General features: G+C 26.4%; 12 protein-coding genes. 4 read left to right on the top strand and 8 right to left on the bottom strand.

Annotated elements, in window-relative coordinates:
- Positions 1–368: 368 nt before the first annotated feature.
- Positions 369–1,076, top strand: a complete 708-nt coding sequence (locus BRSU_RS04350; protein WP_048594030.1) for a hypothetical protein — start codon at positions 369–371, stop codon at positions 1,074–1,076.
- A 136-nt stretch (positions 1,077–1,212) separates the two neighbouring features.
- Positions 1,213–1,920, top strand: a complete 708-nt coding sequence (locus tag BRSU_RS04345) for a hypothetical protein (RefSeq protein ID WP_048594028.1) — start codon at positions 1,213–1,215, stop codon at positions 1,918–1,920.
- A gap of 34 nt (positions 1,921–1,954) precedes the next feature.
- Here the strand turns inward: BRSU_RS04345 and BRSU_RS04340 are convergent, their stop codons facing one another.
- Positions 1,955–3,265 (bottom strand): bifunctional folylpolyglutamate synthase/dihydrofolate synthase, encoded by a 1,311-nt coding sequence (locus tag BRSU_RS04340; RefSeq protein WP_048594027.1) that lies wholly within the window; start codon positions 3,263–3,265, stop codon positions 1,955–1,957.
- Between the two features lie 241 nt (positions 3,266–3,506).
- Between BRSU_RS04340 and BRSU_RS04335 the strand changes: the two genes are divergently transcribed.
- Entirely contained in the window at positions 3,507–6,161 is a 2,655-nt protein-coding gene (locus BRSU_RS04335; RefSeq protein WP_048594025.1) for a valine--tRNA ligase, read from the top strand.
- A 357-nt stretch (positions 6,162–6,518) separates the two neighbouring features.
- Positions 6,519–7,421, top strand: a complete 903-nt coding sequence (locus BRSU_RS04330) for an FRG domain-containing protein (RefSeq protein WP_048594022.1) — start codon at positions 6,519–6,521, stop codon at positions 7,419–7,421.
- Positions 7,422–7,631: 210 nt separating this feature from the next.
- Here the strand turns inward: BRSU_RS04330 and BRSU_RS04325 are convergent, their stop codons facing one another.
- The 7 genes from BRSU_RS04325 to BRSU_RS04295 all read right to left on the bottom strand — a co-directional run bounded on the left by BRSU_RS04325 (position 7,632) and on the right by BRSU_RS04295 (position 14,431).
- Entirely contained in the window at positions 7,632–7,898 is a 267-nt protein-coding gene (locus BRSU_RS04325; protein WP_048594020.1) for a Txe/YoeB family addiction module toxin, read from the bottom strand.
- Positions 7,891–8,172 (bottom strand): type II toxin-antitoxin system RelB/DinJ family antitoxin, encoded by a 282-nt coding sequence (locus BRSU_RS04320; RefSeq protein ID WP_048594017.1) that lies wholly within the window; start codon positions 8,170–8,172, stop codon positions 7,891–7,893. Before BRSU_RS04320 ends, BRSU_RS04325 begins: the two co-directional genes overlap by 8 nt.
- A 224-nt stretch (positions 8,173–8,396) precedes the next feature.
- Positions 8,397–9,275: a hypothetical protein gene (locus BRSU_RS04315; RefSeq protein ID WP_048594016.1), complete on the bottom strand. Its 879-nt coding sequence runs from the start codon at positions 9,273–9,275 to the stop codon at positions 8,397–8,399.
- A 204-nt stretch (positions 9,276–9,479) separates the two neighbouring features.
- A complete protein-coding gene (locus BRSU_RS04310) occupies positions 9,480–10,823 on the bottom strand; it encodes an MATE family efflux transporter (protein ID WP_048594014.1) in 1,344 nt (447 codons plus the stop codon).
- 285 nt (positions 10,824–11,108) lie between these two features.
- Positions 11,109–12,350 carry a peptidase T gene (gene pepT / locus BRSU_RS04305; RefSeq protein ID WP_048594012.1) on the bottom strand — a complete coding sequence of 414 codons (1,242 nt, stop codon included), beginning with the start codon at positions 12,348–12,350 and terminating at the stop codon, positions 11,109–11,111.
- 25 nt (positions 12,351–12,375) lie between these two features.
- A complete protein-coding gene (locus BRSU_RS04300; RefSeq protein WP_048594010.1) occupies positions 12,376–13,938 on the bottom strand; it encodes an AbgT family transporter in 1,563 nt (520 codons plus the stop codon).
- A gap of 73 nt (positions 13,939–14,011) precedes the next feature.
- On the bottom strand, positions 14,012–14,431 hold the full coding sequence (locus tag BRSU_RS04295) for an Rrf2 family transcriptional regulator (protein ID WP_048594008.1): 420 nt from the start codon (positions 14,429–14,431) through the stop codon (positions 14,012–14,014).
- Between the last annotated feature and the right edge of the window lie 87 nt (positions 14,432–14,518).

Genomic DNA, 14,518 nt, shown 5'->3' with positions numbered 1-14,518 from the left:
ATAATTCAGTATAGAAAAAGTTTTATAACAATGGGGATATATTTTTATATATCCCTATTGTTGTATAAACTAATATAGTTTAATTATACAAAATATAATTTAAAAAAACACAAATACCAATATACAGTATAACAAAATTACATATTTTTATATTGACTTTTATATGAAAAACATTTACATTAGAAATAGGTTTACGAAAATTTATGGAATTAATTTATGCAATATTTAAATTTCTATTCTAAAAATTCTATCTTTATATTCTCAAATTTAAAATATTCGTTTATTCTTTTACTATTTTCTTTATCAAAAAAAAACATTCTAAATGATTATATATTGTATAATCATTTTATTAGTTTTAAGGAAAAAATATGAAAAAAAGTATTATAATAATCACTATATTTCTAATGACATCAGCATTAGCATATTCACATAATTTCGTAATGAGTTTATATGTCCCTTTGGCAGGAAGCCGTCCTAGTTTTTATGAAAATGGTATTTTATCAGAATATTTAACGGATCAGGCCGAATCTGCATTTGAAGTAGCAGTTATATTTCAGCCGTCAATTTATTTTAAGATAGATAAATTTCATTATATAGTATTAGGAGTAGATTTTGGATGGTATAGAGATACATTTAAATTTCATGACAATTCTCAAGACTTTACACATGAATTTGATAGTATTATTACAGGACTTAGTCTTGAATGGAAACCTTCAATATTCCAAATAGGTATAGGTGGAGGTGTTAAAGTTCCATTGTCCGGTAAATATTGGACAGGAAAGAATTATACAGCATTAGGTTACAAAGATTTATCATCAAGATTTAATAATCTAATTATACCTTATATAAAACTTTATACTGGTATAAATTTTGCTTTAGTGAGTTTAACATTCTATGCTAATTTTGATCTGCCAACATCACAAATAAAAGATAATTTAGCTTCATTAGGCGGAGGGTATAGATATCCTATTCAATTGACTTCTGTTGATCTAGGTGTTCAGATTGGTTTACATTTACCTATTATAGAATTTGGTAAAAATAATGATCATGATTTTAGAAATAGCATAAATAAATAGGATCATAAAAAATTTTGCATAGTTAATTTATGAAGTATTTAAATATATATAAAAAAAATATTTATTCGTATTTTTTAAAATATTATGTTTTTTTGTATCTTTAAACATTTTATTAGTTTAAGGATTAAGGAAAAATATGAAAAAAATTATTATACTAATTACTATATTTATAATGGCATCATCACTAGCCTACTCTAACTCTTTAGGATTAGGTCTTTATATTCCATTAGGAGGAAGCATTCCTAGTATTTATCAAAATAATAATAATGCAGATCCAAATTTAATATTATCTCCGCAAAGTGCATTTGAAGTAGGAGTTATATTTCATCCTAGAATTAATTTTAAAGTAGATAAAAAAGGTATTCATCATATTTCTATAGGTTTAGATATAGGTTGGTATAGAGATACATTCAAATTTCAATATGCTTATAAAGATTTCACACATGAATTTGACAGCCTTATGACAGGGCTTAATTTTGAGTGGAGGCCTTTAATATTTCAATTAGGTATAGGAGGAGGTGTTAAAGTTCCATTGTCCGGTAAATATTGGACAGGAAAGAATTATACAGCATTAGGTTACAAAGATTTATCATCAAGATTTAATAATCTAATTATACCATATATAAAACTTTATACAGGTATAAATTTAATTGTTTTAAGTTTATCATTATATGTTAATTTTGATATTCCAAATATGGCAGTAAAAGATAATTTAGGTTCATTAGGAGAAGGATATAAATATCCTGGTAAATTATTTTCTGTTGATGTAGGAGTTCAGTTCGGCATACATTTAGATATATTCCAATTTGGAAAAAAAGAAAGACAAGATCTCATATTTATATAATAGAAAAAGTTTTATAGCAGATGGGGATATATTTTTATATATCCCTATTTTTATATAAACTTATAAATTCACTAGCTGCATACAATGAACCTATTACAAGTACAGGCTTATCAGTTTTATTAATTGATTTTAAATTTTCAACTGCCTCATGAAAATTAGGTATATGCTTAACATTGCTATTATCATTAAAATATTTATAAGTTTTATAGCTGTCTGTTTCTTTATGGGCTATATTATCAGGCGAACTTAGTACTATTAATGAATCATGTTTTTTTAATACTTCAGCCATATTTTTTATATCTTTCTGACTCAAAGGTGCAAATAATATTATAATATCATCATACCATTTATATATAGTGTTAAGTATCCTTTCTAATGATTTTGAATTATGTGCTCCGTCTACTATTATATCAGGATTTTTATGCATAAAGGTAAGTCTTGCATTTATACGAAAATCTTTTAAAGACTTTACTGCCTTATTAATATTTTTTTCTGTATGATTATTATCTGCTTTAAGAAGTATATTTAATGCTTTAAAAGAAAGAGATATATTTTCTGCCTGATGTTCTCCAAGCAAAACAGTTGAAAAACTATATTTCTTATTATTATCCAAATAATTAAATTCTAATTTTTCATTGCTGTTTAATATTATTTCTGCATCAAAATCTCTTTTAAAAACATATAATTTACAGTTATTTTCTTTTGATATATCTTCTATTATCTTTATTGAATTTTCTTCCTGACATGCTGATATTACAACAGAATTATGTTTTATGATGCCAGCTTTTTGAGTAGTTATTTCTTCTATAGTATATCCCAATATTTCCATATGATCATAAGATATTGATGTGAGAATGCTTATATCAGATTCTACTATATTAGTGCAGTCTAATTTTCCTCCTATGCCAACTTCAATACATGCATAATCAACGCCTTTTATAAAGAAGTAATATAGCCCCATTATTGTAAATATTTCAAATACAGTTACATTACTATATATTTCATTATTATCTATAATATTCTTTATTTTCTTTGTTATATTTATAAAATCTTCTTCGCTTATCCATTCTTCATTTATAGATATTCTTTCTCTTTCATTTATTATATGAGGCGATATGAAAGCTGCTGCCTTATAGCCTATAGACGAAAGCATTTTAGATAATACTAATGTAGTAGAACCTTTTCCTTTTGTTCCTGTTACATGTATAACTTTAAAAATCTGTTTATATCCTAAAATTTTTAATATACCTTTTACATTGTTTATATGATTAAAACTATTTTTATGCAGTGTTTTCTTACCCATAAATGAGTATATATAGTCTAAAGCTTCATTCATATTGTTCATAATTTGTTTCCATTATCTAACATAGTTTCAAAAAAATAAGAATATCATATTTTAAAAAAGACTGCAATATAAAACCATAAAATCTATCAAACAAAAAATCAATAAAATTATAATTTCAATATTTTTTATTATCATTAATAAATCAATGCAAATAAAAATTAATAATTGAAAAATATTCTATATAGTATAAAATATACTATCAATTTTTAATATTATTATTGACTGATTGGAGGAAAAGAATATGAAACACACTTTAGAAGGGTCATACACCCCTAAAAATATTGAGGACAAATTATATAATTTCTGGAAAGAGAATGGATTTTTTCATGCTGTTATGGATAAAAATAAAGAGCCATATTCTATAGTCATACCTCCTCCAAATGTTACAGGCGTACTTCATATGGGACATGGTCTTAATAATACTCTTCAGGATATACTTATAAGATTCCATAGAATGCTTGGAAAATGTACTTTATGGATGCCTGGTACTGACCATGCCGGTATTGCTACTCAAAACGTTGTAGAAAGAAGATTAAAGGCTGAAGGCAAAAATAAACATGATTTAGGAAGAGAGGCATTCGTTAAAAAAACTTGGGAAGTAGCTAATGAACATCACTCTATCATAGTAAAACAATTAGAGAAAATAGGATGCTCATGCGATTGGGATAGAGAGAGATTCACTCTTGATGAAGGACTTAGTAATGCTGTTAGAGAGGTATTCGTTGAGCTTTATAATCAAGGTTTAATATATAGAGGAAAATATCTTATTAACTACTGTCCTAGCTGCGGTACTGCTTTAGCTAATGATGAGGTAGAACACGAAGAAGTTGCCGGTGCTTTATACCATGTTAAATACCAAATAGAAGGAAAAGATGAATATATTGAAATAGCTACTACAAGACCTGAAACTATTTTGGCTGACGTTGCTATTGCTGTTCACCCAGATGATGAAAGATATGCACATCTTACAGAACAAGATGTTTTAATACTTCCTATAGTAGGCAGAAAATTAAGACTTGTAAAAGATACTTATGTTGATAAAGAGTTTGGTACAGGAGCTTTAAAAATCACTCCAGCACATGACCCTAATGACTTTGCTATAGCTCAAAGACATAATTTAGAAATAATAAATATACTTAATGCAGACGGTACATTCAATGAAAATACACCTTCTAATTATCAAGGTAAAACAGTTAAAGAGGCAAGAGCTTTAATAATACATGAACTTGAAAAATTAGGTGCTTTCGTTGGAAAAGATAATATTAAACACCAAGTAGGACACTGTTATAGATGTCATAATGTTGTAGAGCCTTATTACAGCGATCAATGGTTTGTAAAAATGAAGCCTTTAGCAGAAAAAGCATACAAGGCTGTTAATGACGGAAATACAAAAATATATCCTGAAAGATGGATTAACACTTATAATCACTGGATGACTGATATCAGAGATTGGTGTATAAGCAGACAATTATGGTGGGGACATAGAATTCCTGTTTGGTACTGCGATGACTGCGGCGAGATGATGGTATCAAAAACAGATATTACAGAATGTACTAAGTGTAAATCTAAAAATATCCATCAGGATGAAGATGTACTTGATACTTGGTTCTCTTCTTGGTTATGGCCTTTCTCTACTTTTGGATGGCCTGAAGTTAATGAAGAATTAAAATACTTCTATCCTACTACTGCGCTTGTTACAGGTTATGATATATTGTTCTTCTGGGTTGCTAGAATGATTATGGCAGGAACTCATTTTATGAATGATGTGCCTTTCAAAGATGTTTATCTTAACGGACTTATAAGAGATAAAATCGGAAGAAAAATGTCTAAGAGTTTAGGAAATGGTATTGACCCAATAGAAATTATTGATGAGCATGGAGCTGATGCATTCAGATTCACTTTATCATTCATAACTTCATTAGGCGGTCAGGATATTTGGCTTGACAGAGAACTTTTCAAAATGGGCGGAAAGTTTGCTAATAAAATCTACAACAGTGCTAAATATATTTTTGGTAATATTGATGATAATGCTAATATAAAAGATTTAGACAGTTACACTCTTGAAAATAAAGATAAATGGATATTATCAAGACTTCAGAAAGCTATAGAATCAACTACTCAAAAATTAAAAGAGTATAGATTCGATGAAGCTTCTCAAACAATTTATAAATTCTATTGGAATGAATTCTGTGATTGGTACATAGAAATAAGTAAATTCGATTTGAAAGATGAAAGCAAAAAAGAAAAAACTATTGCTGTATTATTATATGTACTTGAAGAATCAATGGCTATGATTCACCCATTTATGCCATTCATAACAGAAGAAATTTACTCTAATTTACCAAAGCATAATATTGATTCAAAAGCATTGATGATTAGAGAGTATCCTAAATCTAATGCTAAATATATATTTGAAGATATAGAAAAAGATTTCAACTTGATTCAGGATATTGTTTCAGGAATAAGAAATTCACGTTCATCATTTAATTTGCCACCAAATAAAAAACTTGATGTAATAATTCGCTATACTTCAGATTATTTCAAAAATACTGCAGAAAGCTATAAGGATATTATATCAGCACTTTCACTTACAGAATCATTGAATATAGTTTCTTCAGCAGAAAGTGAGAGAAATAAAGGTTCATTTGTTAAAGTATTTGAAGGCGGTGAAATCAATGTTAATCTTGTAGGCATAATAGATTTAGAGGCAGAGAAGAAAAGATTAGAAAAAGAAGCAGCAGGATACAAAAAAGATTTGGAAGCTGTAAACAAAAAACTTTCTAATGAAAACTTTATGAAGAAAGCTAAACAGGAAGCTATTGACACAGAAAACAGAAAGAAAAAAGAGTTTGAAGATAAATTAAAAGGTATAGAGGAAGTTTTATCATCTCTATAATTTTTAATAATTAAAAATAGTATTTTATAATTAGGGTTTTATCAACGTGAATAGTATACGTATGGTAAAGCCCTATTTTTATATTTTATACATATCTATTAAATATTGGGATATACACTTGCACTTTCGCGAAGCGTGCCTGCGGCAGCAACTTTGGCGAAGCCCACCTGCGGTGTGCGGCGGGAAAAAGTTGAGAAAGAGATTAAAAAATATAATTGTTTGGATTACAAATAGTAATTAAAAACTTGGCTTATGTTTATTAATGTAAGTCAAGTTTTTATTTTAAGAAATTTATTACTTGACAAATATATAAAATTATTTTAACATAACTAAATAACATATAAGGAAATATTAATTATGTGTAAAGAAATAAATGATATAAAAGAATATTTAGATTATATTGAAGAGTTTCAAAATAAATTTGAGTATAAAGATAAAAAATTAGTTTGGTATAGAGGACATGCTGATAAAGAATGGGAATTAATACCAAGTATACAAAGAGCTAAATTTAACAATGATAAAGAATACTTAGATAATGAAGAACTATTTCGTAAAGAAAGGGAATTTGTAAATACTTTTATGTCTAAGGCTGTTATGCTAGACCATAAAAAACCAAATATAAATGATTATGCATCTTGGTTAACTCTTATGCAGCATTATGGCATGCCTACTAGATTATTAGATTGGACAGAATCTCCATTAGTGGCATTATATTTTGCAATTTCATACAGAAAAGAAGAGAAAAAAGATGCTATTATATTTTTACTAAATCCTTATGAATTGAATAAAAATCAACAACTAGAAGATTATACAGATTCAAATGGCAGAAAACTTCAAAATGATTTTGTTTACAATATGTATCATAATACTATATATACAATGGTTTATTCAGCTTTTAAAAGATGGGAATTGAGTTCCAATATAAGTATAAGGACTCCTGAAGATTATAAATTTAATTATCGTTACTGTAAATTATATGATAAAATAGCAGCATGTTATCCTACTCATTATGATGGCAGAGTATACAATCAATATTCAGCATTTACAGTTCATAATACTATGAAGAAATTAGAAAATATTAATAATGAATTAATTAATAATGATAGTAAAGGCTTTTTAGATAAAATTATAATACCATCAAGTAAAAAGAAAATATTGCTTAATGATTTGAAAATAATGGGTATCACAGATAGTTATATATTTCCTGATTTTCAGCATTTATCTAACAATATTCTTGATGATAAAGGAATTGACAGATAGAATAATGTTAATAGCTTTATAAAGAACAAAAAACTTGGCTTATGTTTGTTAATGTAAGTCAAGTTTTTTATTTTAACTAATTAAGCATTGACAAAAAAGTCAAATACTAATCATACAAATTTCATAATGAGTTTTTTATTAAGAAATTTCTAATCTTTTTATAAAGTACTTGATGTTATGGAATTTTTATTATTGAAATGATGAAATATTTTAATTATTTTTATAATGTGTTTTACATCCAACTATAAATAAATTATTATCTTCAATATAATATACTAATCTATGCTCATGATTTATCCGTCTTGAATACAATCCGTTTAATTCACCTTTTAATCTTTCTGGTTTTCCTATACCAATTAATAAGCCATTTCTTTCTATATCCTTTATAAGATCATTAATTTTCTGTAATATTTTTTTGTCATTCTTTTGAAAATAAAGATAATCTTCCCAAGCTTTATCATAAAAAATTTTATTCATTTAATAACTCTCTTTTATGTCCTAATCCAGATTTTAATTCCAAATATCCTTCTTTTAAAAATTTTATATTTTCTTCATTGTAGAAATTATCTTCTTCATTATTATTTATATCTAACTGTTTAGTTTTTTCTATTTTAAAAGGAATAGATTGAGTATTTATAGAGGTTCTCAAAAATATATTAATAGCTGTATTAAAATCCAAGCCAAGATCATTAAAAAGTTTATCAGCTTCATTTTTTAATTTATCATCAATTTTAATAGTTATTTCCGACATTTATATTACTCCATAGATATTTAGTATAATGTTATTATATCTATAAACTAATTAAATACAATATTATTTTGTTACGATTTATGTAGTACAGGTTACAAAATATACAAATATTATAAAAACCTAACTTATATAAAAAGATAAGTTAGGTTTTTTGTTTTTATTTAATTTTTTATTGATAAAGTTTTAACTATTTCATAAAATTCATAATATTTATATATAGGTTATCAATTAAATAAATAATCTAAAACAGAGTTTTTCTTAATATAGGTTTTTAATTCTCCAAGAGTATATTCTTGAGTAATTTTACCGGGAGTTACATATGAACTTCCACCTTCAAATGCATCATCATATATTATAGTTGTTCCAGGGTCGTATAATAAAGTAATTTTTCCATGAGGTGTAATATTAAATGAACAGCAATAAGATAAATCATAAAAATTTACTCCATTCTCATAAAAATATTTACATTTGGATATTAGATTTGGATCTTTAATATTAAGAAAATCCTCTATATCTATTTTTTTTCCATCATTAATAGAAAATGCTATAAATCCAAGACCAGCACTTCTTTCACCTGCTCCTATAATTTCAAAAATTATTATCTTATCATCAAGATATGTTATATTATAAAAACCATAATAATTATATTCTCCCATTGCTTTATTTAAAACATTAGAATCAAATTTAAATAACAATGATGGGCCGTAAATATAAGTATCTGTTTTATATATTCTAGCTTTATTTATCTTAGTATTTGCTAAAGATAATTTTATTTTTTTAGAATTTCTATTTCCTTCAAATTTTAAATCATGAGATAAAGTACCTTTTATTGTACCTACATCATTATAGTCTTTGTCTTTTAATTGTATATCTAATTCATTGCCTTTCATTTTTCCTGTAAAATCAAAACTTTCATTATTAGATGTATAATAAGAACCGCTTACTTCATCGTCTTCAAATATTGATAAATACATAATTGCTTTATCATTATTTTCATTTCCATATAGAAAATAAAAATTACCTATCTCTTGAGAATATGCTTTTATATTTGAAGTTAGTATTATAATAAAAGCTATTAATGTTGTTGTTAAAAAATTTTTCATTTTTTATTCCTTATTAAAAAATTATAATTTTTTGGTATAAATATACAAATACTTACTTTAGTTTTTGTTATATATACTGACAGCCAATATTTTATAATTTTATAATTTTTTCTACAATTTACAAGTATTTAAAATTACATAACCTCAGGAATAAAAAAATTAAATAATACTAAAATGAATCATTTTATCATTAAAAAATAATAATTAATTTCTGATTAAAATATCAATGCTTCTATTTTTGTATAAAGCTACTGATACAATTAATGTTATAATCTCGCTTATAGGAAGAACCAAAACAAGACCTAAAAATCCGAATATATTTGGTAATGTTAATACTAGTAAAACAGGTAAAATTAATGTTCTTAAAGCGGCAATCAAAGCAGATGCTCCAGCTTTTTGAATAGAAGTATAATATGCACTCATTAATATATTTATACCAACGCATATAAATATTGGTATAGATGCCCTTACAAAAAACATAGCATCTTCAGCAGTTTTTGAATCAATATTTTTTAATAAAGCATTAACTAATATACTTGGATTTATAAGCAATATTATAGAAGCTGATATTGATAATGATGAAACAAATATCATTCCCATTTTTAGAAAATCTTTCATTTTGTTTTTATTTTTAGCCCCGTAAGAAACACTGATTAAAGATGATAAAATTTCTCCTACATCGCTTGCAATCATTATGAAAAATGTAATTATATAATTTGCGGCAGAATAAATAAGTATTCCATTGTTTCCTAATATTTTGTATGCTGTTATATTAAATAGCCAAGGTATTATACCAGAAGAAATATTACTTAGAAATTCTGAAAAACCATTTAATATAGCTTTGAATATATAATTCCAGCCTCCATATACTTTTATGATTTTTATTTTGCATTTAGGATTAAAGAAATATGAAAGACCTATTACAAATGCAATAATATATGAAAAAGCTGTAGCCCAAGCAGCACCTGAAATGCCTAATTTTAATACCGCTATAAATATAGCATCTAATATTATATTTGTTAAAGATGAAGTTATAAACATTAATGAGGCAAACTTTGGAGAACCATTTAGCCTTATAAATTGACTGAATACATAAGCCATTCCCCAAAAGAATACTGCTACAATAACACCATTAATATATTCTAATGAAAAATTATATATGTTTCCATGTGCCCCGAATAATGGAAGCAATGTTTCTCTAAATATATAAATTAATATAAGTACTGGAGTAGTTAAAGTTAAAACAGTTATTAAAGTTTGAGTAAATATTAAACTAGCACGCCTCATATTATTTTCACCCATGCATTTTCCCGCTATAGCAATAGAGCCTAATGTAAGCATAACGTATAATGCAAATGATAAAGCTGTTATTGGCCAAACAATACCTATTGCAGAAAAAGCTTCTGATGATATGAAATTCGCTACGAATAAACCGTCTATAAATACTGCTGAACTTTCTGTGATCATTCCGATCATACTTAGAATTGCATAATTTATAAATATTTTTTTACTAGAGTTTTCTTTTAAAACTTTATTATTAAGCTGCATAATACACCCCATAGATAGTATATAGATTTTTATAAAATGGTTTTTTATAGATTTAATTGATAGATTTATTAAAAAATAATTAGAATACTTTTGTAAGTGATTTGTATATAAAGAATAATATATTAAGTTTTGAAACAGTAATTATTTTTAAATAGCCTAACATTTATTTAACCCCATTAATAAAATAAATTATAGTCTGATTTTTTACTAAACAGTATAATACTTTTATATTTTATGTCAAGAGTATATTTAATAGTAAAAAAATAAATAAAATATTTTTAATACTCATTTAGAAGATATGATTTTTATTATTTCAATGGTAGTTTGTAAACTCTTATAAAATGAAGATATAGGCAGAAACTCATATATAGAATGAAAATTATGAGCACCTGTAAAATAATTAGGAGTAAGAAGTCCTTTCGATGATAAAACAGAACCATCAGTACCGCCTCTCATAGATAAAGTTTTAGGCTCTATATTAAGATTTTTCATAGCCTCATACATAACATCTATTGCAAATCTATCATCTTTTATAGAGTCTGATATATTGCTGTACACATCTTGAAGATTCAATTCTATATTAGCTCTAGGATTTAACTTTCTATATTTTTCAACGGATTCTCTTACTTTTGATTTTTTATTTTCATAAAGAGTCTTATTATGATCTCTTATGCTCAATCTTAAAGATGCATTTCTTTGATTACCGCTTATACCCTGCACCCAAATATAACCTTCCTTTTTTTCTGTACATTCCGGAGTTTCTTTTCTATCAAATTCATTGGCTATATCTATTGCTATTAATATGGGATTAACCAATACATTTTTAGCACTCATAGGATGAGCAGTTACACCTTCTATATTGATAATGGCAGTAGCAGCATTGAATGTTTCGTAGACAATCTCCCCTATTTCGCATGAATCTATTGTGTATGCAAAATCAGGTTTAAACACATTCAAATCCAATTCCTTAGAACCTAAAAGTCCAATCTCCTCATCGGGTACAAATGCTATGTATATATCGCCATGTTCTATATTATTTTCTATGATATATTTTAATGCCGACATAATAGTAGCTATTGCCGCTTTATTATCTGCACCGAGTACGCTAGTTCCATCTGAAAATATAATATCCTCACCTATATAATTATTTATTTCATTATGTTCTGATACTTTAAATATTATATTCTTTTCTTTGTTTAAATAAAAATCATCACCTTTGAAATTTAATATCTGAGGATTAACATTTCCGTCAAGTCCTATATCAACAGTATCAAGATGTGCTACAAATCCAATAGAATGTACATTATCTTTATTTTTAGGAAGCAATGCTGTAACTATAGCATTATCATTCAATACAATATTTTTTAAACCTAAAGTTTTTAAATCATCAGCAAGAATACCTGCAAGTTTCATCTGACCTTCAGAACTTGGTATAGTGTTTGAACCTCGTTTGCTCTGACTTGTTATTTTTACATATTTAAAAAAACTATCTATTTGAAATTTTTTAATATCTTCATCACTAATCATTTATAAACCTTTATACTAAAAAATATTAATGAACAGGAGGATAAACATATCCGCTGTTAAATCCTATAGGTATATTCAATGCCCAGAAACCATAAAGCATTATAAGCAATGCTATAAATATTCCTATACTATAAGGTATCATCATTGAAGATAATGTACCAACTCCAGTTTTCTTACAATATTTTTGACAGTAAGAAATAATCAAAGGATAAAATGAAAACATAGGAGTTACAATATTCATAGCAGAATCGCTTACTCTATATGATGCTTGAGTCAATTCAGGAGATATACCTACAGCCATAAGCATAGGTACAAGAACCGGAGCCATTATAGCCCATTTAGATGAAGCAGAACTTATTAATATATCTAATACTCCTGTAAGCAAAATAATACCTGCAATTGTTATTTGAGGAGGCATATTCAAAGATTTCAAAAACTCAGCTCCTGCTATAGCCATTAATGTACCTACATTTGAAGTTCCAAACATATATAAAAACTGAGAACAGAAAAAAGCAAAAGTTAAAAATGATGCCAGATTTTTTATACTATCAGCCATAGCACCACTAAAATCTCTTGATGTTTTAAATTTATTAGTTAATTTTCCGTATACAAATCCAGGTATTACCAAAAATAAAAATATCACTGGAACTATTGCCTGCATAATAGGAGCATCAGGTGTAGTTAATTGTCCGTCCGGAGCTCTCAATAAAGAGTTTTTAGGTACAAGTAAAGCTATTAAAAGAATAATCATAGATATAAAAACTAATATAGCAACATTGAAAGCTTTATTTTCTTCTTTAGTTACCAAAGATATATCAGTGTTTTCTATAGTAGCATCTTTATCAATAGGCATAGTCCTCCATAAAAAAGGCTCTACTATTCTATCAGTTACAAACCATCCCACTAAAATTACAGCAAATGTTGATGAGAAACTTAAAAAATAATTACATAAAACATTAACTGTGTAAGTAGGATCTATCATTCTTGCTGCATTTTGAGTGAATCCCTGCATTATAGGATCTATTATTGAAGGAGTATAGCTTGCAGAATGTCCTCCGGCAAGTCCTGCAAATGAAGCAGCAATTCCTGCTAATGGATGCTTACCGAAAGAAAAAAACATCATGGCAGCTACAGGCATTAATATAACATAAGCAGAATCTGAACTTATATGGCTTAATATAGATATAAACATAACAGCCGGAGTTACAGCTTTTTCTGGTATCACGCTTGATATTTTAATTATAATCATTCTAATGAATCCGCTTCCATTAGCTACACCTATTCCCAATGTTCCTACAAGTGTTATTCCTAAAGGAGGGAAACTTACAAAATTACTTATCATTTTAGTTATAAACTTCGCCAATTCATTAGGAGCAAGCATATTTATAATTTTTATCTGCTCTCCTGTAGTAGGATGAAAATAATTAAATGTGAAATGAGATAATATCCATGACAATATAACCATTATAAAAAATGCTATCAAAAACAAAATTGTTATATCAGGAAGTTTATTCCCTAAAAATTCAACTGCTTTTAAAAAATGTTCAAATTTACCATTCACATTTTCTTTAACGTTTTCTTTCTCCATAATAAATATATCCTTAATATACTTTTTTATTTGTGTATTAAATACCAAAATATTTTAATTTAGTAAAACTATACTAATTTTTAAAACTTTTATAGATATCTTTCAATGTAGTTTTTTTAAGCTCCTTTTCCATAGCATGCTGCACATCATCTAGTTTAGGCTGAAGTATATCATTTATTCTGCTTCCAACAGGGCATTTTTTATTCGGATTTTCATGAAAGCCAAAAAGTTTATTATTATCTAAACTTTCTACTGCATTGAATATATCAAGTAAATTTATATTTTCTATTTTTCTATTTAATGAAATTCCACCGGTTCCTCTCTTAACAGTAATAAGATCTGCCTTTTGGAGCTGTATTAAAATATTTCTTATTATTACAGGATTAACATTTACACTATCTGATATAAGATTCGATGTAATTTTCTCATCTTTAAATTCTAATATGCAAAGCAATGTATGAACTGCTATTGTAAACCTTGAACTAATTTTCATAAAAGTTATCCTTAAAACTATTTGAAAATTATAATATATTTATATCATTAATGCAAATATAAAAAATTCACTTAGTTGTAATACTTG

Source organism: Brachyspira suanatina, from assembly GCF_001049755.1.
GTDB classification, from domain to species: Bacteria; Spirochaetota; Brachyspiria; order Brachyspirales; family Brachyspiraceae; genus Brachyspira; species Brachyspira suanatina.
Note: the sequence above shows the minus strand (reverse complement) of the source record. Positions and strands in the feature narration are given on the sequence as shown.